General features: G+C 69.5%; 24 protein-coding genes. 13 read left to right on the top strand and 11 right to left on the bottom strand.

The annotated features are described in order from the left end of the window. Positions 1–188 precede the first annotated feature (188 nt). The 11 genes from Q4I23_RS07075 to Q4I23_RS07025 form a co-directional block, all read right to left on the bottom strand. On the bottom strand, positions 189–1,493 hold the full coding sequence (locus Q4I23_RS07075; protein ID WP_498525731.1) for an NAD(P)/FAD-dependent oxidoreductase: 1,305 nt from the start codon (positions 1,491–1,493) through the stop codon (positions 189–191). Then, on the bottom strand, positions 1,490–2,689 hold the full coding sequence (locus tag Q4I23_RS07070) for a M20 aminoacylase family protein (RefSeq protein WP_498525730.1): 1,200 nt from the start codon (positions 2,687–2,689) through the stop codon (positions 1,490–1,492). Before Q4I23_RS07070 ends, Q4I23_RS07075 begins: the two co-directional genes overlap by 4 nt. Further along, entirely contained in the window at positions 2,686–3,216 is a 531-nt protein-coding gene (locus Q4I23_RS07065) for an L-2-amino-thiazoline-4-carboxylic acid hydrolase (RefSeq protein ID WP_498525729.1), read from the bottom strand. The genes Q4I23_RS07070 and Q4I23_RS07065 overlap by 4 nt, the downstream gene beginning before the upstream one ends. Positions 3,217–3,235: 19 nt before the next feature. Beyond that, positions 3,236–3,970, bottom strand: coding sequence for an ABC transporter ATP-binding protein (locus Q4I23_RS07060; RefSeq protein ID WP_174446105.1), 735 nt, complete (start codon positions 3,968–3,970; stop codon positions 3,236–3,238). Next, on the bottom strand, positions 3,960–4,727 hold the full coding sequence (locus Q4I23_RS07055; RefSeq protein ID WP_040137879.1) for an ABC transporter ATP-binding protein: 768 nt from the start codon (positions 4,725–4,727) through the stop codon (positions 3,960–3,962). The genes Q4I23_RS07060 and Q4I23_RS07055 overlap by 11 nt, the downstream gene beginning before the upstream one ends. An 8-nt stretch (positions 4,728–4,735) precedes the next feature. Beyond that, positions 4,736–5,803: a branched-chain amino acid ABC transporter permease gene (locus tag Q4I23_RS07050; protein ID WP_498525728.1), complete on the bottom strand. Its 1,068-nt coding sequence runs from the start codon at positions 5,801–5,803 to the stop codon at positions 4,736–4,738. Beyond that, positions 5,784–6,701, bottom strand: a complete 918-nt coding sequence (locus tag Q4I23_RS07045; protein ID WP_114861323.1) for a branched-chain amino acid ABC transporter permease — start codon at positions 6,699–6,701, stop codon at positions 5,784–5,786. The genes Q4I23_RS07050 and Q4I23_RS07045 overlap by 20 nt, the downstream gene beginning before the upstream one ends. A gap of 129 nt (positions 6,702–6,830) precedes the next feature. Beyond that, positions 6,831–7,964 (bottom strand): ABC transporter substrate-binding protein, encoded by a 1,134-nt coding sequence (locus Q4I23_RS07040; protein ID WP_498525727.1) that lies wholly within the window; start codon positions 7,962–7,964, stop codon positions 6,831–6,833. 32 nt (positions 7,965–7,996) lie between these two features. Beyond that, entirely contained in the window at positions 7,997–8,494 is a 498-nt protein-coding gene (locus tag Q4I23_RS07035) for an L-2-amino-thiazoline-4-carboxylic acid hydrolase (RefSeq protein ID WP_498525726.1), read from the bottom strand. A 75-nt stretch (positions 8,495–8,569) separates the two neighbouring features. Continuing rightward, positions 8,570–9,721 (bottom strand): PLP-dependent cysteine synthase family protein, encoded by a 1,152-nt coding sequence (locus Q4I23_RS07030; protein ID WP_498525725.1) that lies wholly within the window; start codon positions 9,719–9,721, stop codon positions 8,570–8,572. A gap of 7 nt (positions 9,722–9,728) precedes the next feature. Beyond that, the gene (locus tag Q4I23_RS07025) at positions 9,729–10,109 is read right to left on the bottom strand and encodes a Rid family detoxifying hydrolase (RefSeq protein WP_498525724.1); all 381 of its coding nucleotides are present in this window, start codon (positions 10,107–10,109) and stop codon (positions 9,729–9,731) included. A 204-nt stretch (positions 10,110–10,313) separates the two neighbouring features. Here Q4I23_RS07025 and Q4I23_RS07020 point away from each other — a divergent pair, with 204 nt between their 5' ends. The 13 genes from Q4I23_RS07020 to Q4I23_RS06960 form a co-directional block, all read left to right on the top strand. After that, on the top strand, positions 10,314–10,793 hold the full coding sequence (locus Q4I23_RS07020; protein ID WP_103040629.1) for an Lrp/AsnC family transcriptional regulator: 480 nt from the start codon (positions 10,314–10,316) through the stop codon (positions 10,791–10,793). Between the two features lie 459 nt (positions 10,794–11,252). Next, positions 11,253–12,044 (top strand): IclR family transcriptional regulator, encoded by a 792-nt coding sequence (locus tag Q4I23_RS07015; protein ID WP_498525723.1) that lies wholly within the window; start codon positions 11,253–11,255, stop codon positions 12,042–12,044. 209 nt (positions 12,045–12,253) lie between these two features. After that, a complete protein-coding gene (locus tag Q4I23_RS07010) occupies positions 12,254–13,126 on the top strand; it encodes an IclR family transcriptional regulator (RefSeq protein WP_454020764.1) in 873 nt (290 codons plus the stop codon). Between the two features lie 14 nt (positions 13,127–13,140). After that, positions 13,141–14,139 (top strand): bifunctional enoyl-CoA hydratase/phosphate acetyltransferase, encoded by a 999-nt coding sequence (locus Q4I23_RS07005; protein ID WP_498525722.1) that lies wholly within the window; start codon positions 13,141–13,143, stop codon positions 14,137–14,139. Positions 14,140–14,190: 51 nt separating this feature from the next. After that, complete coding sequence (locus tag Q4I23_RS07000) at positions 14,191–15,180, top strand: Bug family tripartite tricarboxylate transporter substrate binding protein (protein WP_454020762.1); 990 nt, start codon at positions 14,191–14,193, stop codon at positions 15,178–15,180. 52 nt (positions 15,181–15,232) lie between these two features. Then, positions 15,233–15,769, top strand: coding sequence for a tripartite tricarboxylate transporter TctB family protein (locus tag Q4I23_RS06995; RefSeq protein ID WP_498525721.1), 537 nt, complete (start codon positions 15,233–15,235; stop codon positions 15,767–15,769). 24 nt (positions 15,770–15,793) lie between these two features. After that, positions 15,794–17,362 carry a tripartite tricarboxylate transporter permease gene (locus Q4I23_RS06990; protein ID WP_454020760.1) on the top strand — a complete coding sequence of 523 codons (1,569 nt, stop codon included), beginning with the start codon at positions 15,794–15,796 and terminating at the stop codon, positions 17,360–17,362. Positions 17,363–17,408: 46 nt separating this feature from the next. Further along, positions 17,409–18,836, top strand: coding sequence for an acylating sulfoacetaldehyde dehydrogenase (gene sauS, locus Q4I23_RS06985; RefSeq protein ID WP_498525720.1), 1,428 nt, complete (start codon positions 17,409–17,411; stop codon positions 18,834–18,836). A gap of 11 nt (positions 18,837–18,847) precedes the next feature. Further along, the gene (gene sucC, locus Q4I23_RS06980) at positions 18,848–19,972 is read left to right on the top strand and encodes an ADP-forming succinate--CoA ligase subunit beta (protein ID WP_498525719.1); all 1,125 of its coding nucleotides are present in this window, start codon (positions 18,848–18,850) and stop codon (positions 19,970–19,972) included. After that, positions 19,969–20,877 carry a succinate--CoA ligase subunit alpha gene (locus tag Q4I23_RS06975; protein WP_498525718.1) on the top strand — a complete coding sequence of 303 codons (909 nt, stop codon included), beginning with the start codon at positions 19,969–19,971 and terminating at the stop codon, positions 20,875–20,877. Before sucC ends, Q4I23_RS06975 begins: the two co-directional genes overlap by 4 nt. A gap of 103 nt (positions 20,878–20,980) precedes the next feature. After that, positions 20,981–22,576 (top strand): molybdopterin-dependent oxidoreductase, encoded by a 1,596-nt coding sequence (locus Q4I23_RS06970; RefSeq protein ID WP_498525717.1) that lies wholly within the window; start codon positions 20,981–20,983, stop codon positions 22,574–22,576. Continuing rightward, positions 22,462–23,976, top strand: coding sequence for a molybdopterin oxidoreductase family protein (locus Q4I23_RS06965; RefSeq protein WP_498525716.1), 1,515 nt, complete (start codon positions 22,462–22,464; stop codon positions 23,974–23,976). Before Q4I23_RS06970 ends, Q4I23_RS06965 begins: the two co-directional genes overlap by 115 nt. Then, positions 23,973–24,592 (top strand): 4Fe-4S dicluster domain-containing protein (locus Q4I23_RS06960; RefSeq protein WP_498525715.1); only part of this gene is annotated, 620 nt, incomplete at its 3' end. The genes Q4I23_RS06965 and Q4I23_RS06960, both read left to right, overlap by 4 nt.

The raw sequence follows: 24,592 nt of genomic DNA, 5'->3' as shown, positions 1-24,592 counted from the left end.
AACCCCGCACTGTCAACCGCCGGAGGTTTTGTCCAAGGCCATCGCCTGCTCTATCCCCTCTCCCCTCTGGGGAGAGGGTTAGGGTGAGGGGGTTTGCGCGTGGCGGAGCGTCCGGCACAAGCGCACCCCCCTCACCCGGCCCTTCGGGCCACCCTCTCCCCAGAGGGTGAGGGATTTTCGCCCAACCCTCAGCCCGTGCGGTCCAACCGGCGCAGGTGCAGCATGTAGAGCCGGGAGAAGCGCGTCACCAGATCGTGGAACGGCAGCGGCTTCACCGGGGTGAAGGGCAAGGCCAGCTCGGGCGCGGCCGTCCCCGTGGCGTGGCGCGCCAGTTCGCGGCCTACGGCGGTGCCCAGCGCCATGCCGCGCCCGTTGTAGCCGACCGCCCCGGTCACGCCGGGCGCCAGCTCGTGGAAATGGGGCCGGAAATCGGCGGTCATCGCCAGATGCCCGCTCCAGCTCCGCGCGATGGCCGGGTTGCCGATCTGGGGAAAGACGCGGCGGATGCGTTCCCGCGTGCGCTCCCGCGCCCGCCGCTCGGCGTCCGCCGACCGCACCAGCGTGCAGCCGGAGACCAGCCGGTTGTCGGCGGTCCAGCGGAAGAAATGCAGGTCGCCGCGGGTGTCGCTGCACGCCATGTCGGAGGGCAGCACGCTGGCGCGCAGGGCGGCGGGCAGCGGCTCCGTCACCATCTGGAAGTTCAGCACCGGCACGATGGAGCGGCGCAGCCCCGGCCACAGATCGTCGGTGTAGGCGTTGGTCGCCAGAACGACGCGGTCGGAGGTCACGCTGCCGCGCGGCGTGGTCAGCCGCCAAGCGGTTCCGACGCGGTCGATGGCGGCGACGGCCGTGTCGCTGTGGATGGCGACGCTCAGCCCGAGGGCGGCCCGCGCCATTTCGCGGGCCAGCGACAGCGGGTTCACATGGCCGCCGGTCGGGGCGACCATGGCGCCGTGCCAGAAGCGCGTGCCCAGCGCCCGTTCCGTCTGCGCTGCGTCGAGCAAGGCGACCTCGGCCCCCAGCGCCCGCCATTGCGCTACCCGCTGCTCGGCCGCCGCCATGCGGCCCGGCCGGTGGGCCGGCTGGATCCAGCCCTTCTGCACGCCGTCGCAACGCATCTGGTAGCGTTCGATCAGGTCGAAGACCAGCGCCGCCGAGCCGCCGACCATGCGGGCCAGCGCCGATCCCTTCGCCTCGCCGTAGGCCGCCGTCAGGTTGACGGGGTCGAGGCGCGACAGCGTCGGGATGATCTGGCCGTTGTTGCGGCCCGACCCGCCGAATCCCGGCTCGCGCGCCTCCAGCACCGCCACGCGCACGCCCCGCTCGGCCAGATGGATCGCCGTGGACAGGCCGGTGACGCCCGCCCCCACCACCGCCACGTCCACCCGGATCGCCCCGTCCAGCGGGCCGCTCTCCGGGCCGGCCACGGCGCTGGCCGCCCAGTGGGACTCCGGCAGCGGCGCGTCCAGCAGCGGTTTGAGAAGCGCGCTCATCGCGCCCCCTCCTCCACCAGCAGCGTCTTCGCCAGCGCCACCCAATAGCTGGCGCCGATGGCCAGGTTGGCGTCGTTGAAGTCGTAGCCGGGGTTGTGCAGCAGGCAGCCGCCGTCCGTCGGCCCGTTGCCCAGCCAGACGTAGCAGCCCGGCCGCTCCTTCAGCATGAAGGCGAAATCCTCCGCGCCCATGGAGGGCATCGGGTCGTGGTCGATGTTCTCCTCGCCGACCAGCGATGCGGCGACGCGGGCGCACAGCGCGGTCTCGGCGGCGCTGTTGACCGTCGCCGGGTAGCGCCGCTCGTAGCGCACGCTGGCGGTGCAGCCGAAGGCGGCGGCAGTGTGCTCGGCGAGCGCGCGCAGCCGCGCCTCGACCACATCCTGCACCCCCTCCTTGAAGGCGCGGACGGTGCCGCGCAGCGTCACCTCCGCCGGGATGACGTTCCAGGTGTCGCCGCCGGTGATCCAGGTGGTGGAGACCACGGCGCTGTCGAGCGGGTGCAGGCTGCGCCCCGGAATGGTCTGCAGGGTGGTCAGCAGATGGCCGGCGGCGGTCATCGGGTCGTGGCCGAGATGCGGCATGGCGGCGTGGCTGCCCTTGCCGTGGACCGTCACCTCGAAGATGTCGTAGCTGCCCATCATCGGCCCCGGCCGCAGCGCGATCTGGCCCAGCGGCAGGCCCGGCCAGTTGTGCATGCCGTAGACGCCGTCCACCGGGAACCGCTCGAACAGCCCCTCGGCGATCATCTCGCGGGCGCCGCCCTCGTTCTCCTCCGCCGGCTGGAAGATGACGTGCAGCGTCCCGGCGAAGTCGGGATCGTCGGCCAGGACCTTGGTGGCCCCCAGCAGCATGGTGGTGTGGCCGTCGTGGCCGCAGGCGTGCATCCGCCCCGGATTGACCGAGCGATGGGCGAAACCGTTGGTCTCATGGATGTGCAGCGCGTCCATGTCGGCGCGCAGCGCGATGGCGCGGCCGCCGGGGCGACGGCCCTTCAGCGTGCCGACCACGCCGGTGCGCCCCAGCCCCGTCGCCACCTCCAGCCCGAAGGCGCGCAGCTTGTCCGCGACGAAGGCGGCGGTCTCGTGCTCCTCGAAGGCGGTTTCGGGATGGGCGTGCAGATGGTGCCGCCATTGCCGCATCTCCGGGGCCAGGGCCTCGGCGGCGGGATGCAGGCGGACGTTCGCGGGGATGGTCATTCCGGGGACTCCTGGGGTCCGCCCGCCGGCAGGCTGTAGCGGAAGTCGCAGTGGCTGGCGCCCTGCATGATGGTCTGGGTGCGGGTGAATCGGACGTCGGGGCGGTAGCCGCACATGAACTCGCCGTCCCGGTTGCAGGACAGGATGTCGCCGATCTCCTCCACGCCCATGGCGCGGTAGCTTTCGGCGTAGCGGCAGCGGGTGACGTTGAAGCCCAGCCGGTCGGGCGCGCTCTCGATCACCTCCAGCCGCAGGGCGTCCCCGGCGGTCCACAGGGCCAGCCGCTCATGGAAGGTGGCGAGGTCGGCGGTGCCGCGGGTGGCGCGGTCCTCCGCGGCCATGGCGGCGCCGGCCTCGCGGGCCATCACCTCGATGGCGCGGGCGAGCACGGCGCGCGCCCGCTCCCGCCCGATCTCGGGCAGGAGCTGGTCGTAGAGAGCCTTGGCGAAGGCCGCCTCGATGCGCCGCCGCTCCAGGATGGGCAGAGGGGTGGCGGTGGGCGCGGGGGTGTCGTTTCCGGTTGTCATCGCTGCGGTCCTTTTTCCGTCAGCCGCCGAGATAGGCCGCCCGCACGCGCGGGTCGGCGGCCAGATCGGCGGCGCTGCCCGAGAGTGTCACCCTTCCCGCCTCCATGACATAGGCGTGATCGGCGACGCGCAGCGCGGCGCGGGCGTTCTGCTCCACCAGCAGGATCGAGGTGCCCTCGCCGCGGATCTGGACCAGCAGGTCGAAGATCTGCTTCACCACCATCGGCGCGAGGCCGAGCGACGGCTCGTCGAGCAGTAGCAGGCGGGGCTTCGACATCAGGGCACGGGCGATGCACAGCATCTGCTGCTCGCCGCCCGACAGCGATCCCGCCTTCTGGGTCAGCCGCTCGCGCAGGCGGGGGAACAGCTCCAGCATTCGCTCCATGCGGGCGGCGCGGTCGTGGCGCAGCGTCCGCCCGCCGAGCAGCAGGTTCTCCCGCACCGTCATGGTGCCGAAGATCTGCCGACCTTCCGGCGCCTGGGCGAGGCCGCGGCGCACCACCTCGTGGCTGGGGCTGTCGGTCATGTCCTCGCCATCGAAGACGGTGGCGCCACCGCTGGTGCGGTAGATGCCCGACAAGGCGCGCATCAGCGTGGTCTTGCCAACGCCGTTGGCGCCCAGCACGGCGACGATGGCCCCCTCCGCCACGTCGAGCGAGACGCCGCGCAGGATCTCCTGCGGCCCCATGCGCACCGTCAGGTCGCGGACCTCAAGAATGCGGCGAGTGGTGGCTTGTGCTCCGTCAAGCGGCATCGTCTTCCACTCCCAGATAGGCTTCGAGGACGGCGGGGTCGCGCTGCACCGCCTCCGGCGTGCCGTCGGCGATCTTGCGGCCCGAGGCAAGCACGATGACGCGGCTGCAGCTTCCCATCACCAGCCCCATGTCGTGCTCCACCAGCAGAACGGTGACGCCGCCGGCGTGCAGGCGGCGGATGAAGTCGGCCAGCTCCGCCGTCTCGGTGTCGTTCAGGCCCGCCGCCGGCTCGTCGAGGATCAGCAGGCGGGGCGACGTCGCCAGGGCGCGGGCGATCTCCAGATACTTGCGCTTGCCGTAGGACAGGTTGGCGGCGATGTCCCCGGCCTGGGCGGTCAGGCCGACGCGCTCCAGCGCCTCCCAGCTGCGCTCGCTGACCGCGCGGCTGTGGGCGCCGCCGTTGACCAGCGCCCGCCAGGGCGACTGGCCGAAGGCGCCGACCGCACCCACCGACACGTTGTCGAACACCGTCATGTTGGGGAAGACGCGCAGGTTCTGGAAGGTGCGGCCCATGCCCATGCGGGCGATCTGCCAGGGCTTGCGCCCCGTGACGTCCTGCCCGTCGAAGGTCACCGTGCCGTCCGACGGCGGGGTGAAGCCGGTGATCAGGTTGAACAGGGTGGTCTTGCCGGCGCCGTTGGGGCCGATCAGCCCGACCAGCTCGCCCTTGGCGATGGTGGCGCTGACGTCGCTGACCGCCAGCAGGCCGCCGAAGCGCCGGGTCAGCCCCTGGATGGAGAGAAGCGTGTTGCTCATGATCCGCCTCACTTCCAGCCGACGGGCGTGCCGCCGGCGATGGTGGCCCAGCCGCGGGAGAAGGAGCGGCGGACGAAGCCCAGCGCGGTGCCTTCGGCCAGCATGCCCTTGGGCAGCAGCAGGATGGACAGGAACATGGTCGCCCCGACGGCGATCATGCGGTAATCGCCGATGTCGCGCAGCGCCTCCGGCAGGACGATCATGAACAGGGCGCCGACGACCGCGCCGGGAAGGCTGCCGAGACCGCCGACCACCACCATCGCCAGGATCAGGATCGATTCCATGAAGCGGAAGTTGTCCGGCGCGATGTAGGCGGAGGTGTGGGCGAGCAGCGCCCCGGCGATGCCGGCGAAGAAGGTGGCGACGACGAAGGACTCGATCTTCAGCCGCTCCACGTTGATGCCCATGCTGTCGGCGCACTGGTCGTCCTCGCGCAGAGCCCGCAGCGCGTTGCCGTAGTAGGAGTGGGTCAGCCGGTGCAGCACCCAGACGCAGGCGACGGCGATGACCGCGACCGCCAGATAGCGGCTGAGCAGCGTGTCGGCCTGCCAGCCGAACAGCGAGATCGGCGGGATGCCGCGGATGCCCATCGGGCCGCGGGTGAAGTCCACCCAGTTCAGCAGGATCACGTAGATCATCTCGCCGATGCCGAGCGTGGCGACGGCGAAGTAGATGCTGACCAGCCGCATGGTCGGCAGCGCCACCAGGAAGCCGAACAGCGCGGCGATCAGCCCCGCCGCCGGCAGCGTGACGATGAAGGGCAGGCCGGCCTTCGTGGACAGCAGCGCCGCCGCGTAGGCGCCGATGCCGTAGAAGGCGGCGTGGCCGATCGACAGCAGCCCGGCGGTGCCCGTCACGTGGTTCAGGCTGGCCGACAGGATGACGAAGATCATCGTCGTGATGGCGATCTGGGCGAGGTAGCTGGACCCGGTGCCGACGATGGCGGCGGGCACGGCGCCGAAGGCGACCGCCAGCAGGAGAAGGGTCCAGGCGAACCGCCGGCCTCGCCCGGAAAACGCGGCGGGCGGCGCGAGGGTGGCCGGCATCAGCCGGGCGTCAGGCACGTTCACGTCCATGTCCGAACAATCCTTGCGGGAAGAAGACCAGCGTGATGACCAGAAGGCTGTAGGTGATCAGGTCCTTCCAGCCGCTCGACAGGAACTCGGTCGCGATGCTCTCCGACACGCCGAGCAGCAGGGCGCAGGCGACCGCCCCCGGGATGCTCGACAGGCCGCCCATCACCATGGCGACGAAGGCCTTCACGCCGGGCGCGAAGCCCATGTGCGGCGAGATGGCGCCGTCGTAGAGGCCGACCAGGATTCCCGCCGTGGCGCCCAGCATCGAGCCGACCGCGAAGGTGGTGACGATGGTGCGATCGGTGTTGATGCCGACGTAGCGGGCGCCGAGCTGGTTGTTGGACACCGCGCGGATGCCGAGGCCGGTCTGGGTGCGGTAGAGCAGGAACTGCAGCGCGCCCAGCATGACGGCGGAGGTGGCGAAGATGACCAGGCTGCCGCTGGCGACCATGATCGGCCCGATGGCGACCGGCTGCTGCAGCAGGTAGCCGGACGGGATGCCCTGCATGTCGCCGCCGAAGATGTGCATCATGATCTCGCGCGTCACGATCGACACGGCGAGCGAGGAGAGCAGCGTCGCCTCGCGCATGGCGCGGGACTTCTGGCTGGCCTCGTCGGTGAAGCGGCGGAAGGGGCGGAAGGCGATGCGCTCCAGCCCGACGCCGGACACCGCACCCACCGCCAGGACCAGCGGCACCACCGCCAGCAGCGGCGGGGCCATCGCGGTGATGACCATCAGCCCGACGAAGGCGCCGATGGTGTAGACCTCGCCATGGGCGAAGTTGACGACGTTCAGGACGCCGAAGATCAGCGTGAAGCCGATCGCCATCAGGGCGTAGACGCACCCGATGGACAGGCCGTTGATGACCTGCTGAAGAAAGAAGACATCGAAGACCATGGCGTGCTCCAGGCTTCGGGGAGCGCGCCCGCCGGTCCCGGCGGAGCGCGCACCACGGCGTGTGTCCCGAAAGGAGGATCGTGTGGAAAGCCCTTGGGGCGTCCCTGAGGCGTCCTTAGACGGTACCGGTCAGGGACCGGTCACGACCTGGAAGCGGCCGTCCTTCACCATCATCTTCGCCAGCGCCTTCGCCGGCTCGCGGGTGACGGGGTCGAAGCTGGTGGCGCCGGTCACGCCGGGGTAGCCGGTGGTGGCGGCCAGCGCGTCGCGCAGGCTCTCGCGCGTCACCGACGGACCGGCCTTGGCGACGGCGTCCAGCATGATGCCGACCGCGTCATAGGCCTGGGCGGCGAACATGCCGGGCTCCGACTTGAAGCGCGCGGTGTATTCCTTCACGAAGGTCTGCACCGCCGGGTCGGGGTTGTCGGGCGTGAAGGTGGTGGCGAGGTGCAGCCCCTCCACCGATTCACGCCCCAGCTCGATCAGCTTGGGCGAATAGAGGGAGCTGGTTCCGTAGAGCGGGATCTTGATGCCGAGCTGCTCGCGCTGCTGGGCAAAAGCGGCCCCCTCCTCGTAGAACATCGCGAGGTAGATCACGTCCGGCTTCTGCCGGGCGACCTTGGTCAGGATGGAGCGGAAATCGCGGTTGCCGGGGTTGAACGCCTCGGTGGCGGTGATCTTGCCGCCCTTGGCCTTGAAGCCGCTGACGAAGCCGTCGAGCGCCGAGATGCCCCAATCGTTCTGGATGTAGATCACCGCCGCCGTCTTCATGCCCGCCGCGATGATCCAGTCGGCGTTGTATGGGCCTTCGAAGGCCTGGGTGGTGATGTTGCGGAACTGCCAGGGGCTGAGCTTGGTGAAATCCGGGTGCGAGGCGGTCTGGGAGAGCTGCGGCATCTTCTCCGCCGCGTAGATCTCGCCCGCCGCCATCGACACGGTGGAGGAGAAGTCGCCGATCACCCCGACGATCTTGGAATTGTCGAGGAATTTGTGCGCGATGTTGCGCGCTTCCTTGGGATCGTCCTTGCTGTCCTCGAAGGTGATGGCGACCTTGGCGCCGGCCAGCTTGCCCGAGGCGTTGAACTCCTCCAGCTTGATCTGGGCGGCGTTGCGGAACATCTCGCCATACTGGCTGCGGTCGCCGCTGAGCGGCGCCTGATAGCCGATGACGATCTCGCGGTCGGCGGCCTGGGCAACGGTGGCGCCGGCGGTGGCGGCCAGCATGGCGCCCAGAACGGCGCCGAAAACAGCATGCTTTTTCATGGTTCGGTTCCCCTGTCGGCGAGGCTGGACGGTCAGTTCGCGGAGGCCGGCGCGGCGGCGCCCGGCGTGATCGTCAGGTGGCAGCAGGTGCTGCGGCCCGGCTTCCAGGTGTCGACCTCGATCTCGAAGCCGGCGGTCTCGAAGGTGCCCTTGTCGACCGCGCCGGCGAGTTCGCAGAGCGTCTCAACCGTCTCAGCCGGCAGGTTGGCCTCCAGCCAAGCTTCCTTCAGCGGACAGGTGTGGAAACGAATCTCCAGCACCTCGTCGGTGCAGCGCACGACCTCGGGACCGAACTGGACCTCGGCGTCGGGGATGAACTTCAGGAAGGAGTCGCGCAGGCCGGCCAGATCGGCCGGGGCGTGCGGCGCGAAGTTGTGAGCGATGGCCGCACCCCGGCGATAGATGGTGCGCGCCATGATCTCCCGGGCCTTCTCCTCGCCGATCTCCTTGCGCATCTCGTCGAAGGCCGCCTCATAGACCATCGCGCGGCTCTTCATCGCGTTGCGCAGAAGTGTGCGAAACTCGTCCATCGGTGAATGCTCCTGTTTTTCTGCCAATTGTCTTGCGGTGGCGATTTTTGTTTTTTGAAAGCGCTTGTTCTTGCGTCAGAGGGACGGGCCGCCCTGAAGGAAGGCCTCGATCCGCGCCTCGTCGGCGGCGGTGTCGAAACCGGCCCGCGCCATCCAGGCGTCGTCGTGGTAGGTGTTGCGGTAGCGCTCGCCGGAATCGCAGATCAGCGTCACCAGCGAACCGGCCCGCCCGGCGTCGCGCATCCGTCCGGCGATCCAGCACAGCCCGAAGAAGTTGGTCCCGGTGGACCCGCCGACCATCCGGCCCAACCGCCGCGACAGCACCCGCATGGCCGCCAGCGAGACCACGTCGGGCACCTTGATCATCTGGTCGACGACCTCGGGGATGAAGGACGGTTCGACGCGGGGCCGCCCGATGCCCTCGATGCGCGACCCGCGCTCGCAGGTCAGCGCGGCGTCGCGGTTGACGAAGCTCTCGTAGAAGACCGAATGCTCGGCGTCGGGAACGCACAGCCGGGTCGGCAGATGGCGGTAGCGGATGTGGCGCCCGATGGTGGCGGCGGTGCCGCCGGTGCCGGCGCTCATCACGATCCAGTCAGGCACCGGGTGGCGTTCGCTGCGCATCTGGCCGAAGATCGACTGGGCGATGTTGTCGGTGCGCCAGTCGGTGGCGCGCTCGGCGTAGGTGAACTGGTCGAGATAGACGCCGCCCAGCCGCACCGCCAGCGCCGCCGCCTCGGCGTAGATCGCCTTGGAGGATTCAACGAAGTGGCAGCGCCCGCCGTGCAGTTCGATGGCGGCGACCTTCTCGTCCGACGTGCCGCGCGGCATCACCGCGTGGAAGGGCAGGCCGAGCAGCCGGGCGAAATAGGCTTCCGACACCGCGGTGGAGCCCGACGACGCCTCGATCACCGGCGTGCCCTCGCCGATCCGCCCGTTGCAGATGGCGAACAGCAGCAGCGACCGCGCGACGCGGTGCTTCAGGCTGCCGGTGGGGTGGGTCGATTCGTCCTTCAGATAGACGTCGATCCCCGACAGCTCCAGCGCGTCGAGCTTGAGCAGCGGCGTGTCGGGCGACCGCGCTGCCTCGGTTTCCAGCAGCTCGATCGCGCGCCGGGTCCAGTCGCGGCCGGTGGCCTCGGGCAGCGGGGTGTGTTCGAGGCGGAACGGCTGACGGATCGAACCGGCGTTGGGAGGAAACGGCACGGTCTGCGCGGAAGCGGTCATGTCACCCTCAAAGCGCGATGACGGCGTCGATCTCGACCGACGCGCCGAGCGGCAGCGCCGACACTTCGACGGTCGAGCGGGCGGGGAACGGCGCCTGGAAGAAGCCGGCATAGACCTCGTTCACCGCCTTGAACTGGCTGAGGTCGGTCACGTAGACGGTCATCTTCACCGCCTTCGCCAGGCTGGTTCCGGCGGCCCCGGCGATCGCCGCGATGTTGGTCAGGCTGCGCGCCGCCTGGGTGGGCGCGTCCGGGCCGGCGAAGGCCCCGGTGGCCGGGTCGATCGGCAGCTGGCCGGAGACGAACAGCAGCCCCCCGGCGACGCGGGCCTGGGCGTAGGGGCCGATGGCGGCCGGGGCTTTGTCCGTGGCGATGGTGTCGGTCATCATCCTGATCTTTCCTGTGTTGGCCCTGTCTCGGCCCTGTTCTGGCCCTGTGGTGGCGACCATCGCCGGTGCTCAAAGGCTGGGCGGTCTGCCCGCGGGGACGGCATGCGGGTGCATGCAAATTCCTCAAAACGAAAAAGCTTTTCTCCAGGCCGGCCAAACGAGCAAAATCATCCGTCCCAACCTCGAAGGCCCCGAGCAATCCCAATGACCATCGACGCTACCGACCGGAAGATCCTGGCCGCCCTTCAGGCTGACGCGACCCTGTCGCTCGCCGACCTCGGCAAGCAGGTCGGCCTGTCCGCCACCCCCTGCTGGCGCCGCGTGCAACGCCTTGAACAGGAAGGTTATGTCCGCCGCCGCGTGGCGTTGCTGGACCGGGCCAAGCTGAACGTCGACGTGACCGTCTTCGTGGCCGTCCGAACCAGCAAACACTCGGCGGAATGGCTGGAGGAGTTCCGCCGCGTGGTGGCCGACATACCGGAGGTTGTCGATCTCTACCGTTTGAGCGGCGAAATCGATTATCTGCTGCGGGTGGTCATTCCGGACATCAAGGCCTACGACGCTTTCTATCGAAAGCTCATCGAGCGCATCGAGCTTCAGGATGTCTCGTCAATGTTCGCCATGGAGGAAATGAAGTCGACAACGGAAGTCCCTCTTTCTTACGTAAAAACCCAGACAAGCTAGGATTTTACTTGTTAGTTTTCTTTTTAGACTCTCACTTAGGCAATTTCTGCGAAGCCCCTGTAGTGATTCTCAATATCGCATGGTTCGTATGAGAATTTTTTACTTTTTTGGCTGAGAAGGCGTTTCGCTGTAGAAAATATTTCCACGTTAAAAGCATCCCATAGAAAATTCATTTCTCGTGGCTGCCGGTGTGCGAATGGATCGGGCGTTTGGCCTCTATAACCCTCTCCCCCCTGGGGAGAGGGTGGCCCGGAGGGCCGGTGAGGGGGTTGCGCTTGGCGGCACGTCCGGCGCAAGCACAACCCCCTCACCCTAACCCTCTCCCCCGAGGGGAGAGGGGACTTCAAATGCTGTCACCCCGCGCTCAGCACCCGTTGCCTATTGCCTGCGCAAAGCGGCCGATCTATATGCGTCACGTCTCACTCAATGAGACGCTGAAACCGCCAGGGCAGGCGAACCTTGAAAACGCGCAGCACGCAGATTCCTGACGACGCGGCCAAGCCGAAGGCCGCCGCCACCGACCGGACCTTCGCCATCCTGGAGCTGGTCGCGTCGGCCTCCGGCCCGCTGGCGGTCAAGACCATCGGGGCGACGCTCGGCCTGCCCAAGCCGACCGCCCACCGCCTCGTCAACAGCCTGATCGACAAGGGGCTTCTGGCGCGGGACCTGGAAACGCGCGACGTCATCATCGGCGTCGAGGCGGCGCGGCTGGCGGTCGGCATCCTGCGCGCCTCGCTGTCCCGCGCGCCGGTCCGATCCGTATTGCGCGCGGTCAGCGCCGAACTGGGGGAAACCTGCAACGTCGGCGTCCTCGACGGCGGCGACGTCGTCTATCTCGACCGCGTGGAGGTCGAGCACTGGCCCCTGCGCCTCCAGTTCGGCGTGGGATCGCGCGTGCCGATGCACTGCACGGCCATGGGCAAGCTGTTCCTCGCCACCCTGCCGGACGGCATGCGGAGCCGCCTGCTGGCCTCCGGCCCCTTCTCCGCGCAGACCACCCACACCCTCACCGATCCGGACGCGCTGGCCGCCGAGCTGGAGCGCATCGCCGCGCGCGGCTACTCGCTCGACGACGAGGAGTATGTGGTGGGCGTGTTTTGCGTGGCGGTGCCTATCCTCTCCTCCACGGGCCGCACGGTGGCGGCCATCGCCGTGCAGGCGCCGAAGGTCCGGCTGTCGCACGACCGTGTCGAGCAGGTCCTGCCCATCCTCCGCCGCGGCGCCGAGGCCCTGTCCGCGCAGTTCGGATAGCCTCCCTACCCCCATCGTTCTTCAAAACCGGACGTTTCATCGACCGAGCCGCGGGATGCCGGCCGGGCATGCCCCCGTATGCATGGATAATTGGGTACACGAACTTTTTGGCTTGCGCGGCTCAGGGTCCTGTGAGTTAATGATACAAATCGTATCGCTGAATGAGACCAAGAGGCCGAGCGATACGCTTCCAGTCACGGGGAGGAACGATGACGCGGAAGATCGCCTTGGGCTCCGCTCCGTTGCGGGAGCCCCGCGAACCAACAACCGAAGACGCCGCCGATACGAACTCTGGTGACCGCCGGCCGCTCGCCGACCGCGTCTTGGCCTTGCTGGACGCGGTGGCCGGGGCAGGGCAGCCGATGGCCGTCAAGGACATCGCCGAGAAGCTGGCCCTGCCGAAGCCGACCGCGCACCGGCTGATCGCCATGCTGGAGGAACGCGGCTTCCTCGCCCGCCCGTTCGACGGCCGGCTGGTGACCGTCGGCCCGAAACTGCGCACTCTGGCGCTCAACACGCTGCGCAGCTCCCTGGCCCAGGCGCCGTCGCACGCCCGGCTGCGGGCGCTCAGCCTGGAGTTGGGGGAGACCTGCAACATCGGCGTGCTGGAGGGCGGCGACGTCGTCTATCTCGACCGCGTGGAGGTGGAAAACTGGCCGCTGCGGCTGGAATTCGGCGTCGGGTCGCGGGTGCCGCTGCATTGCACGGCGATGGGCAAGCTGTTCCTTGCCTTCCTGCCGGACCTGCCGCGGCGGCGCCTGCTGGATTGCCTGCCACTGCCCCGGATGGCGGCGGCGACGTTGTGCGACCCGGCGCTGTTCCGCGCCGAGTTGGAGCGCATCGCCGCCTGCGGCCACTCCCTCGACGACGAGGAATACATGCCGGGCGTCTTCTGCGCGGCGGTGCCGATCCGCGACGGCGCCGGGCGGATGGTCGCCGCCCTGGCGGTGCAGGCGCCCAAGGTCCGGCTGTCGCGGGAATCGGTGGCCGACCGGCTGCCGGTCCTGCACCGCGCCGCAAGCGACATGGCCCACGCGCTGGGCATCGACGCCGCCCCGGCCGAGCCGGCCCTCTCACCTTAAGGAAGACGGACGCCATGGCAAGGACGCTTGAAACGACCGCCGCCGGATGCCCGGCCCGGCTGATGGCGCGCAGCGCCACCCTGGAGCCGGTTCCCACGGCGGTGGTCGCCGCGGGATCGCCGGTCGCGCTGGAAAGCGCGCGGCGTGCCACCGCCCTCGGCCTCATCGAGCCGGTCCTCGTCGGCGACTCCGCGGCCATCGCCGACAGCGCCCGCCGCATCGGCTGGACGCTCCACGGCGCCTGCGTGGTTCCGGCCAGGGACGACGCGGCGGCGGCGCGGATCGCGGTGGCGCTCGCCCGCTCCGGCGACGTGGGCGCGCTGATGAAAGGGCACATCCACACCGACACGCTGATGCTGGCGGCCCTCGACCCGAAAAACGGGCTGCGCACCGGGCGCCGTTTCACCCACGCCTTCCATATGACGCTGCCGGGGTCGGGCCGCGAGCTTGTCATCACCGACGCGGCGATCAACGTGGCGCCGACCCTGACGACCCAGCTGGACATCATCCGCAACGCCGTGGAGCTGTGGCGGCTGGTCGGCGGCGCCGATCCGCGCGTGGCGCTGCTGTCCTGCACCGAGGAGGTGACGGAACGCGTGCCCTCCAGCATGGACGCCGACCGGCTGACCCGCCTGTGCCGGCAGGAGGTGCCGGGGGCGACGGTGTTCGGGCCGCTGGCGCTCGACCTCGCGGTGTCCGCCGAGGCGGCGCGGATCAAGAACCTGTCCCACCCCTGCGCCGGGGCCGCCGACATCCTGGTGGTGCCGAACATCGAAACCGGCAACGCCCTGTTCAAGGCGCTGGTGCACTTCCTGGACGCGGTCGCCGCGGGCATCGTGCTGGGCGCTGCGGTGCCGATCGTCCTCACCTCGCGCGCCGACCCGCCGGCGGCCCGCATCGCCGCCGCCGCCATCGCCCAGATCGTCGCCGGGCGCCGCCGCTCCGTCACGCCGGGCGCGCCCTACCCCACCACCGCAGCCAAGGGAGGCGCCGCACCCGGCCTGCACGCCTGACAGTCAAAAAAACAAACCCCGCCAAAAAATAAGCCCTGGGAGGGAATGCAAATGCTCCGCAACGCCTTGACGCTCACCGCGGCGGTGGTCGCGCTGCTGACACCCGTCCTTTCATCCGGCACCGCGCGCGCCGACGACTACCCGTCGCGCCCCATCGAGGTCATCGCGACCTTCGGGGCTGGCGGCGGCGCCGACCTGATGGCGCGCCAGTTCGCGCGCCTCGCCGAACCGCATCTCCGCGTCGCCATGCCCGTCGTGAACGTGTCCGGGGCGTCCGGCAACGCCGGCCTGACGCGGGTCCTGACCAACCCGGCCGACGGCTACACGGTCGGCACGCTGATCGCGCTGTCCGTCTCTTCCTGGGCGTCGGGCCTGGGCACGGCGAAGCCGGACAATTTCGTCTATGTGGCGATGATGCAGAACTCGCCATCGATGCTCTACGTCTCGAAGAACAGCCCCTTCAAGACCTACGAGGAGTTTGCCGCCCACGCCAAGGCCAACCCCGGCAAGCTGCGCGTCGCCACCTCCGGCTACGGCACGCAGGACGACATCACGCTGAAGTATCTCGGAACCCAGGGTGTGCCGGTGACCAACGTCCCCTTCGCCCGCCCGTCGGAGCGCTACGCCTCGCCGATCGGCGGCCACACCGACGCGATCTACGAGGAGCCGGGCGACGTCGCCCAGTTCCTGAAGTCCGGCGACCTGCGCCCGATCGTCGTGTTCGACAAGCAGCGCCACCCCTCCTTCCCCGACGTGCCGGCCTCGGCGGAGCTGGGTCTGGACATCGGCGACCTGCCCAACTTCCGCACGCTGGCGGTGCCCGCCAGCACGCCGCCCGAGCGCGTGCAGAAGCTGCACGAGGCCGCCGCCAAGGTGCTGGCGAGCCCGGAATGGAAGACCTTCTGCGCCGACACCTTCACCTGCGTCGACACGCTGGTGACGCCGGACCAAGCCAAGGAGGAGGTCAAGGCCTTCTATGAGACGGTGAAGGGCTATCTGGACCGCTTCGCGACCAAGACCGTCGGCCAGACACCGGGCTAAGTCCGGTTCCGACGCCGCTCCACCCGTTTCATCGCTCCTCAGGGAGGAAACCGTGACTCCCCTGTCCCACGGTCTTCGCCGACTGGCGACACCCGCGGCCCTGCTCCTCGGGTCGCTTCTTCTCTCGCAACACATCGTGCGAGACAGCACCATGATCGCCAGCCTGCCGGACCCGGTGGGACCGGCAGGCTGGCCCCGGCTGATGCTGGGCGCGGTCGGGCTGTGCGCCCTGATCTGGATCGGCAAGGAACTCCTGGCGCTGCGGCGCGCGGCCCAGCGGCACAAGCCGGTCGACGAGGAATACGAAGGCTACGCCTATGGCCGGGCCATGATCGGGCTGGGCTTGGTCGTCCTGTACGGCATCGCCCTGCCGCAGCTCGGCTTTCCCATCGCCACGCTGGCCTTCGTCGCCCTGTGGTGCGTCATCGGCGGCATCCGGCGACCGCTCACGCTGGCGCTGGTCACCGGCATCGGTTGCGTCGTGCTGCTCTATGTCTTCGTCCTGCTCGCCCAGATGCCGCTGAACCGCGGCCACGGCGTCTTCGACGACTTCACCGTCGCGCTCTACCGCCTGCTCGGCATCTACTGAGCCGGCCACCGGAAGGATCGTCCCATGGATATCCTCGCCAATCTGGCCGGTGGCTTCGCCGGCGCCCTCGACCCGTACAACTTCGTCCTCCTCGTGTCGGGCCTGATGATCGGGGTGGTGGCCGGCGCCCTGCCGGGCATCTCCTTCGTCAACGCCATGGCCATCGCCCTGCCCTTCACCTACCTGCTGCCGCCGGTCACGGCGATGTCGTTCCTCGGCGGCATCTATGTGGGTGGCGTGTTCGGCGGCTCGATCTCCTCGATCCTCATCAACATCCCCGGCACGCCGGCCTCGCTGCCCAGCTGCTGGGACGGCTACCCGATGACGCGCAAGGGCCTGTCCTCGCGGGCGCTGAGCATCGCCATCACCGCCTCCGCCTTCGGCGGGCTGGCCAGCGCGTTGCTGCTGACCTTCGGCGCACCGCCCTTCGCCAGCTTCGCGCTGAAGTTCGACCAGCCGGAGTTCTTCGCCGCCACCATCCTCGGCCTCGTCAGCGTCATCGCCATCGCCAAGGACGCTCCGCTGATGAGCGCCGTCTCGATGTTCCTCGGCCTGCTGATCGGCACGGTCGGCGTCGATCCGATGTACGGCATGCCCCGCCTGACGCTGGGTGTTCCCGACCTGGAGAGCGGCATCAACTTCACCGTCGTGATGATCGGCCTCTTCGCCATCGGCGAGGTCGTGGACCTGATCTGCAAGCGGGCCGGCGGCGCCCGCTCCATCGCCACGAAGCCCGGCAAGCAGATCGGCTTGGCGGATCTGTGGCGGATCAAGTCCTCCATCCTGCGCGGCACCGGCCTCGGCTGCACCATCGGCGTCATCCCCGGCGCCGGGGCTACGGTGGGATCGGTCATCGCCTACAGCGTGGAGAAGCAGGCGTCGGGCAAGGGCGACCGCTTCGGCACCGGCGTGGAGGAAGGGCTGGCGGCCCCGGAGGCGGCCAAGAACGCCACCACCGGCACCGCGATGATCCCGCTGCTCACGCTGGGCATCCCCGGCAGCGCCGCCACGGCGATCATGCTGGCCGCCATGCTGATCCACGGGCTGAACCCCGGCCCGCTCCTCTTCACCTCGAACGCCTCGCTGGTCTACACGATCTTCGCCAGCATGCTGATCGCCAACCTGCTGATGATCGTCGCGGCGATGGGCGTGGCGCGGGTCTTCTCCACGCTGATGCGCGTACCACCGGCCATTCTCGGCGCCTTCATCATCGTGCTGAGCGTCGTCGGCGCCTACGGCGTGCGCAACAACCTCTTCGACGTCTATGTCTGCCTCGCCTTCGGCATCGCCGGCTACGTCATGAAGCGCACCGGCTTCCCGCCGGCTCCGCTGGTGGTCGGCGTGATCCTGGGGCCGCTGTGCGAGCGCTACTTCCTCACCTCGCTCGCCAACTACGACGGCAACATGGCGGTCTTCTTCAGCCGCCCGATCAGCGGCACGATCCTGGCCCTGGCCGCCGCCTTCCTCGTCTGGTCGATGTGGCCGTCGGGCAAGCCGCTGCTCCGCCGCCCGCCCAAGGACCCGGCCCACGGCGATCCGGCCCACGGCAACCCGCCCCGCAAGGAACCGCCGCAGCGGGTGCTCAAAGCCTGACCGTCCGAACCAACGAACGAACCTTCAGGGAGAGAGACAAGCAACCATGGACAACATCATGCTCGACCGAACGCCGGCCAGCGCCGACCAGGAGGCCATCGCCGCCCTCGTCGCCCGCGCCCGCGCCGCCCAGCGCGCTTTCGCCGACGCCACGCAGGAGCGGGTGGACGACGCCGTCGCCGCACTCGCCTGGGCGATCTACGAGCCGGGCCGCGCCCGCGCCCTGGCGGAGCTGGCGGTGGCCGACACCGGCCTCGGCAACGTCGCCGACAAGATCACCAAGAACCAGCGCAAGACCTTCGGCACGCTGCGCGACCTGATGCGGGTGCGCACCGTCGGCGTGATCGAGGAGGACACCGCCAAGGGCATCGTCAAGATCGCCAAGCCGCTGGGCGTCGTCGGCGCCGTCACCCCCTCCACCAATCCGGCGGCCACGCCGGTCAACAAGGCGATGATGGCCGTCAAGGGCCGCAACGCCATCATCATCGCCCCCTCCCCCATGGGCTCCGCCGCCACCGGCCGCACGGTCGAGCTGATGCGGGCCGAGCTGGCGCGCATCGGCGCGCCGGAGGATCTGGTGCAGATGATCCCCACCCCCATCACCAAGGGCCTGACCCAGGCGCTGATGGAGGCGGTCGACCTCGTCGTCGTCACCGGCTCGCAGGACAACGTGCGCCGCGCCTATTCCAGCGGCACCCCGGCCATCGGTGTCGGGGCCGGCAACGTCCCGGTCATCGTGGACGAGAGCGCCGATCTGGCCGACGCAGCGCGCAAGATCTGCGCCTCCAAGACCTTCGACAACTCCACCTCCTGCTCGTCGGAGAACGCGCTGGTCGTTCTCGACTCCGTCTACGACGCGACCATCGCGGCGCTGGAGGAAGCCGGCGCCTACCTCTGCACGGCGGAGGAGCGGGAGCGCGTGCAGTCCCGCCTGTGGGAGAACGGCAAGCTGAACCGCAAGCTGATCGCCAAGGACGCCGCCATCCTCGCCGAGGCGTTCGAGCTGGCGCCCAAGGCGCGCGAGGCCCGCTTCTTCCTGGTGGAGGAGACCGGCGTCGGCAAGGCGCATCCTTTCTCCGGCGAGAAGCTGTCGCTGGTGCTGGCGGTCTACCGGGTACCGGACTTCGACGCGGCGGTCGATCAGGTGCGCCGGATCCTCGACCACCAGGGGCGCGGCCATTCCTGCGGCATCCACACGCGGGACGAGGCCCACGCCAAACGGTTGGCCGACGAGCTGGACGTGGTGCGCGTGCTGGTCAACTTCGCGCACACCTTCGGCAATGGCGGCGGCTTCGACAGCGGGCTGAACTTCACCCTCTCCATGGGCTGCGGGAGCTGGCAGAAGAACTCCATCTCCGAAAACCTGAACTGGAAGCATTTCGTCAACATCACCCACCTCGTCCGCCCGATCCCGGAGGACAAGCCGAGCGAAGAGGCCCTGTTCGGCCCCTTCTGGTCCCGCCACGGACGCTGACGGAGGCGACGATGAATTTCGAGGAACATGCCGGAAAATCCGTGCTTGCCCGCGCCGGGGTGAGCGTTCCGCAGGGGCGCCTCTGCGCCAGCGCGCAGGAGGCGGAGGAGGCCGCCCGCGCCATCGGGCCGGTGGTGGTCAAGGCGCAGGTGCCGACCGGCAAGCGCGGCAAGTCGGGCGGCGTCAAGCTGGCCGCCACGCCGGAGGAGGCCGCAGCATCCGCGCAGGCCATCCTGGGCATGGAGATCGGCGGCTTTCCGGTCGCCCGTGTGCTGGTCGAGGAGCAGGCGGCCATCGCCCGCGAGTTCTATGCCGCGGTGCTGAACGACCCGGCCAGCCGCAGCCCGCTCGTGCTGTTCTCCACCGAGGGCGGCATGGACATCGAGGAGGTCGCGGCGACCCGGCCCGAATCCCTGCGCCGCATGGCGGTGGACATCCGCAAGGGCTTCGGCCCGGCGGACGCGCGCCGCCTGCTGCTGGGGCTGGACCTCGGCGAGGCCGCCGTGCCGGTGGCGGCGATGCTGGTCGATCTCTACCGCGTCTATCGCCAGCACGACGCCGAACTGCTGGAGATCAACCCGCTGGCCCTGCTGGCCGACGGCCGCGTCGTGCCGCTGGACTGCAAGCTGACGGTGGACGATTCCGCCCTCTACCGGCAGGCGGACATCGCCGGGCTGGGCGCGAAGGAGCCGCTGTCGGCGCTGGAGGAGCGCGGACGGGCGCTCGACCTCAAATACATCGAGCTTGAGGGCAACGTCGGCGTCCTGGCGAACGGCGCCGGGCTGACCATGACGACGATGGACGTGGTCAGCCACGCCGGCGGGCGCCCCGCCAATTTCCTGGAGATCGGCGGCGAGGCCTACACCAAGGGGACGGAGGCGCTGGACCTCGTGCTGTCCAACCCCGGCGTCAAAAGCCTCGTCGTCAATTTCTGCGGCGCCTTCGCGCGCACTGACGTGATGGCCGGCGGTGTGATCCAGGCCTGGAGGACGCTGAACCCCACCATCCCCGTTTTCTTCTCCATCCATGGCACCGGCGAGGACGAGGCCGTGCGCATGGTGCGGGAGGAGCTGGGGATCGAACCCTACGACCGGATGGAAGACGCCATCTCGGCAGCCGTGGAGGCCGCGCGATGATCGTACGCAAGAGCGACCGGGTCCTGGTGCAGGGCATCACCGGCAAGCAGGGCACCTTCTGGACCGAGCAGATGCAGGCCTACGGCACCACCGTGGTCGGCGGCGTGAACCCGAAGAAGGCCGGACAGAACCATTGCGGCGTGCCCATCTTCGCCACCGCGAAGGAGGCCATGGCGAACGGCGGCTTCGAAGTGTCGGTGATGTTCATCCCGCCCGCCGCCGCCAAGGCCGCCGCCATCGACGCCATCGAGGCGGGGGCGAAGACCGTCGTCTGCCTGACCGAGCACATCCCCGCCCACGACGTGATGGAGATGCACGCCGCGGCGGCGGAGCACGGCACCCGCATCATCGGGCCGAACACCGCCGGCATCGTGACGCCGGGCGAGGGCTTCGTCGGCATCATGCCGGCCTTCAATCCGCGCGTCTTCCAGCCGGGCCGGGTCGGCGTCATCTCGCGCAGCGGCAGCCTGGGCACGCTGGTCTGCCTGAACCTCGTGCGCGGCGGCCATGGCCAGTCGGCCTTCCTCGGCATCGGCGGCGACCCGATGATCGGCACCACGACCAAGGACGCGCTGGCCGCTCTGATCGACGATCCGGGCACCGACGCCATCGCGCTGGTCGGCGAGATCGGTGGCAGCATGGAGGAGGAGGCGGCGGAGCTGGTGGCGAAGACGGACAAGCCCGTCGTCTCCTTCATCGCCGGCCGCGCCTCCCCGCCGGGCAAGAAGATGGGCCACGCCGGCGCCATCGTGACCGGCAACCGCGGCAGCTACGCCTCCAAGCGCGGCGCGCTGGAACGCGCCGGGGCCGTCGTGGTGGACGTGCCCGGCGACCTGCCGGCGGCCCTCGACGCGCTGATGGCCGAGGCCGCGAAACGGTCGGGCGCGCAGCGGCTCGCGGACTGACCGCTCAGCCGCCCTTTTGAAGAACGGCACGGCAGCACCGCCCCCTCTCCCGGCCCCCGCCGGGAGGGAACGGGGGAGGCATTCCGGAAGGGAACGGATCAGGATGGCGAAGATCGACGACGTCGGCGGCCAGCGTGCGCGCGGGTTCGCCTTCACCCAGGGCTTCCAGCGAAGGAGCGGGCCGGCGGCGCCCGAGGACGCGCGCGGCTGGCTCGACCGCTACCAGTCGCCGCGCGAGGAGCTGAACCCCTCGCCGACCGTCTCCGACACGGTCAAATACACCACCTGCTACATGTGCGCCTGCCGCTGCGGCATCAAAGTGCACATCAAGGACGGCCAGCTCCGCTTCATCGAGGGGAACAAGGACCATCCGGTGAACCACGGCGTGATCTGCGCCAAGGGCTCCGCCGGCATCATGACCCAGAACTCCCCAGCCAAGCTGCGCAAGCCCCTGCTGCGCACCGGGGAGCGCGGCACCGGCGAGTTCCGCGAGATCGAGTGGGACGAGGCGCTGACCATCCTGACCGAGCGTCTGGGCAAGATCCGCGACAGCGACCCCAGCAAGCTCGCCTTCTTCACCGGGCGCGACCAGAGCCAGTCGCTGACCGGCTTCTGGGCGGCGCAGTTCGGCACGCCCAACTTCGCGGCGCACGGCGGTTTCTGCTCCGTCAACATGGCGGCGGCGGGCATGTACACGCTGGGCGGCAGCTTCTGGGAGTTCGGGGAGCCGGACTGGGACCACACCCGCTATCTGCTGCTGTTCGGGGTGGCCGAGGACCATGACAGCAACCCGATCAAGATCGGCCTGTCGAAGATGAAGGCGCGCGGCGCCAAGATCGTCTCCGTCAACCCGATCAAGACCGGCTATTCCGCCATCGCCGACGAATGGGTCGGCATCCGTCCGGGCAGCGACGGGCTGTTCGTCTTCGCCCTGATCCATGAGCTGCTGCGCGCCGACCGCATCGACGCCGAGTATCTGGTCCGCTACACCAACGCCCCCTGGCTGGTCATCCAGGACCCCGGCGCGCCCGACGATGGCCTGTTCGCCCGCGACGCCGATGGCGCCCCGCTGGCCTGGGACGCGGTGGAGCAGCGCGCCGTTCCAGCCACGCAGGCCGGCATCCGCCCGGCGCTGGTCGGCGCCGTCACCCTGCCGGACGGGCGGCGGGCCGTGCCCTCCTTCCATCTGCTGGCCGAACGCTACCTCGATCCGCAGCACGCGCCGGAGGCGGTGGCCGAGCGCTGCGGCGTTCCCGCCGACACCATCCGCCGCATCGCCGCCGAGATGGCCCATCTCGCCTTCCAGGAGACGCTGACCATCGAGCAGCCCTGGACCGACTGGGCGGGGCGGCGCCACGAGCGGATGGTCGGGCGGCCCATCGCCATGCACGCCATGCGCGGCATCTCCGCCCATTCCAACGGCTTCCACACCTGCCGGGCCATCCACATCCTGCAGGTCCTGCTGGGCACCATCGACGTGCCGGGCGGCTGGCGCTACAAGTCGCCCTACCCCCGCCCGCCCCGCCCGGCCCCAAGCCCGCCGGCAAGCGCGGCGAGACCGGCCCCGGCAAGGCCATCGCCGGGATGCCGCTCGGCTACCCCATGGGGCCGGAGGACCTGCTGGTCGGCGAGGACGGGCAGCCGCTGCGCATCGACAAGGCCTTCAGCTGGGACGCGCCGCTGTCGGTGCACGGGCTGATGCACATGGTGGTCGCCAACGCCTGGGAGGGCGATCCGTACCACGTCGACACGCTGTTCATGTACATGGCCAACATGGCCTGGAACTCGTCGATGAACACGTCCGAGACGATGCGGATGCTGTCCGACAAGGACCCCGACACCGGCGAACACCGCATCCCCTTCATCGTCTACTGCGATGCCTACGCCTCGGAGATGGTGGCCTACGCCGACCTCGTGCTGGCCGACACCACCTATCTGGAGCGGTGGGACTGCATCTCGCTGCTCGACCGCCCGATCGGCAGCGCACACGGCCCCGGCGATTCCATCCGCCAGCCGGTGCTGACCCCCGACCGCGACGTGCGACCCTTCCAGGACGTGCTGATCGAGCTGGGGGCGCGGCTCGGCCTGCCCGCCTTCGTGCGGGAGGACGGCAGCCCGCGCTACCCCGGCGGCTATCCCGACTACATGACCAACCACCAGCGCAAGCCCGGCATCGGCCCGCTGGCCGGCTGGCGCGGCGCCGACGGGAAGGACGCCGGCAAGGGCGCGCCCAACCCGGACCAGCTCGACCGCTACGTCCGCAACGGCTGCTTCTGGCACTTCGAGCTGCCGCCGGAGCAGCACTATTTCAAGCACGCCAACCAGGCCTATCTGGAAACCGCCACCCGCATGGGCTTCCTCGACAAGCCGGAGCCGGTGATCCTCCAGCTCTACGTCGAGCCGCTCCAGAAATTCCGCCTCGCCGCGCGCGGGCACGGCGCGGTGGTGCCGCCCGCCGACAAGCGGCAGCGGGTGGAGACCTATTTCGACCCCCTGCCCTTCTGGTACCCGCCGCTGGAGGAGGAAGGGCTGGACGAGGGCGCCTTCCCGCTGCACGCCGTCACCCAGCGCCCGATGCCCATGTACCATTCCTGGGGATCGCAGAACGCCTGGCTGCGGCAGATCCTGGCGCGCAACAGCCTCTACATCGCGCGGTCCACCGCGGAGGCGCTCGGCCTCGCCGACGGCGACTGGGCCTGGGTAACCAGCCCGACCGGGCGCATCCGGGTGCCGGTCCATCTGATGGACGGGGTGGAGGCCGGGACGGTGTGGACCTGGAACGCCATCGGCAAGCGCTCCGGCGCCTGGAACCTGTCCACCGACGCGCCGGAGGGGACCAAGGGCTTCCTGCTCAACCACCTGATCTCGGAGTTGCTGCCGGAGCGCAACGGCTACCGCCACGCCAACGCCGACCCGGTGACCGGGCAGGCCGCCTGGTACGACCTGCGCGTCCGCGTTGAGAAGGCACCGCCGAAGGAGCGGGCCGAGACGATGCCGCGCTTCCCCGCCCAGGCCATGCCGCCGGGCGTCGAGCCGCCACCCTCCATCCTGCGCACCGGCGCCGCCTTCCGGCCCACATCTCGGGGGGTCCGGTCATGACGAGCCTTCCCAACCGCGAGCCCGGCGCCCCCCGGCTGGGGCTGGTCATCGACCTCGACACCTGCGTCGGCTGCCACGCCTGCGCGGTCGCCTGCAAGCAGTGGAACGACGGCGGCCACATGGCGCCGCTGACCGATTACGACGCTTACGGTTCCGGTCCGGACGGGGTGTGGTTCAACCGCATCCACAGCTTCGAGGCCGGAACCGAGAAGGGCGGCTGCGGGTCGCGCACCACCAATTTCCCGCGCTCCTGCCTGCATTGCGAACAGCCGGCCTGCGTGACCGTCTGCCCGACCGGCGCCTCCTACAAGCGCGCCGAGGACGGCATCGTGCTGGTCAACGAAGATTTGTGCATCGGCTGCAAGCTGTGCTCCTGGGCTTGCCCCTACGGCGCGCGGGAGTTCGACCAGGACGTCGGCGTGATGAAGAAATGCACGCTGTGCATCGACCGCATCCACAACGAGACGCTGGCGGAAGCGGAGCGGGTGCCGGCCTGCGTCATGGTCTGCCCGACCTCCGCCCGCCATTTCGGCGACCTCGCCGACCCGGCCTCCGCCGTCTCGAAGCTGGTGGCGGCTGTCTCTTATACACATCTCCGAGCCCACGAGACTATAAC

The organism is Azospirillum sp. UFLA03-27 (assembly GCF_059803775.1).
This window is presented reverse-complemented; position numbering and strand designations above follow the sequence as displayed.

Excerpts from the sequence above, each read along its gene's own strand:
- Q4I23_RS07075 (WP_498525731.1), bottom strand. The coding sequence starts at position 1,493 with ATGAGCGCGCTTCTCAAACCGCTGCTGGACGCGCCGCTGCCGGAGTCC.
- Q4I23_RS07070 (WP_498525730.1), bottom strand. The coding sequence starts at position 2,689 with ATGACCATCCCCGCGAACGTCCGCCTGCATCCCGCCGCCGAGGCCCTG.
- Q4I23_RS07065 (WP_498525729.1), bottom strand. The coding sequence starts at position 3,216 with ATGACAACCGGAAACGACACCCCCGCGCCCACCGCCACCCCTCTGCCC.
- Q4I23_RS07060 (WP_174446105.1), bottom strand. The coding sequence starts at position 3,970 with ATGCCGCTTGACGGAGCACAAGCCACCACTCGCCGCATTCTTGAGGTC.
- Q4I23_RS07055 (WP_040137879.1), bottom strand. The coding sequence starts at position 4,727 with ATGAGCAACACGCTTCTCTCCATCCAGGGGCTGACCCGGCGCTTCGGC.
- Q4I23_RS07050 (WP_498525728.1), bottom strand. The coding sequence starts at position 5,803 with ATGGACGTGAACGTGCCTGACGCCCGGCTGATGCCGGCCACCCTCGCG.
- Q4I23_RS07045 (WP_114861323.1), bottom strand. The coding sequence starts at position 6,701 with ATGGTCTTCGATGTCTTCTTTCTTCAGCAGGTCATCAACGGCCTGTCC.
- Q4I23_RS07040 (WP_498525727.1), bottom strand. The coding sequence starts at position 7,964 with ATGAAAAAGCATGCTGTTTTCGGCGCCGTTCTGGGCGCCATGCTGGCC.
- Q4I23_RS07035 (WP_498525726.1), bottom strand. The coding sequence starts at position 8,494 with ATGGACGAGTTTCGCACACTTCTGCGCAACGCGATGAAGAGCCGCGCG.
- Q4I23_RS07030 (WP_498525725.1), bottom strand. The coding sequence starts at position 9,721 with ATGACCGCTTCCGCGCAGACCGTGCCGTTTCCTCCCAACGCCGGTTCG.
- Q4I23_RS07025 (WP_498525724.1), bottom strand. The coding sequence starts at position 10,109 with ATGATGACCGACACCATCGCCACGGACAAAGCCCCGGCCGCCATCGGC.
- Q4I23_RS07020 (WP_103040629.1), top strand. The coding sequence starts at position 10,314 with ATGACCATCGACGCTACCGACCGGAAGATCCTGGCCGCCCTTCAGGCT.
- Q4I23_RS07010 (WP_454020764.1), top strand. The coding sequence starts at position 12,254 with ATGACGCGGAAGATCGCCTTGGGCTCCGCTCCGTTGCGGGAGCCCCGC.
- Q4I23_RS07005 (WP_498525722.1), top strand. The coding sequence starts at position 13,141 with ATGGCAAGGACGCTTGAAACGACCGCCGCCGGATGCCCGGCCCGGCTG.
- Q4I23_RS07000 (WP_454020762.1), top strand. The coding sequence starts at position 14,191 with ATGCTCCGCAACGCCTTGACGCTCACCGCGGCGGTGGTCGCGCTGCTG.
- Q4I23_RS06990 (WP_454020760.1), top strand. The coding sequence starts at position 15,794 with ATGGATATCCTCGCCAATCTGGCCGGTGGCTTCGCCGGCGCCCTCGAC.
- sauS (WP_498525720.1), top strand. The coding sequence starts at position 17,409 with ATGGACAACATCATGCTCGACCGAACGCCGGCCAGCGCCGACCAGGAG.
- sucC (WP_498525719.1), top strand. The coding sequence starts at position 18,848 with ATGAATTTCGAGGAACATGCCGGAAAATCCGTGCTTGCCCGCGCCGGG.
- Q4I23_RS06975 (WP_498525718.1), top strand. The coding sequence starts at position 19,969 with ATGATCGTACGCAAGAGCGACCGGGTCCTGGTGCAGGGCATCACCGGC.
- Q4I23_RS06970 (WP_498525717.1), top strand. The coding sequence starts at position 20,981 with ATGGCGAAGATCGACGACGTCGGCGGCCAGCGTGCGCGCGGGTTCGCC.
- Q4I23_RS06965 (WP_498525716.1), top strand. The coding sequence starts at position 22,462 with ATGCCGCTCGGCTACCCCATGGGGCCGGAGGACCTGCTGGTCGGCGAG.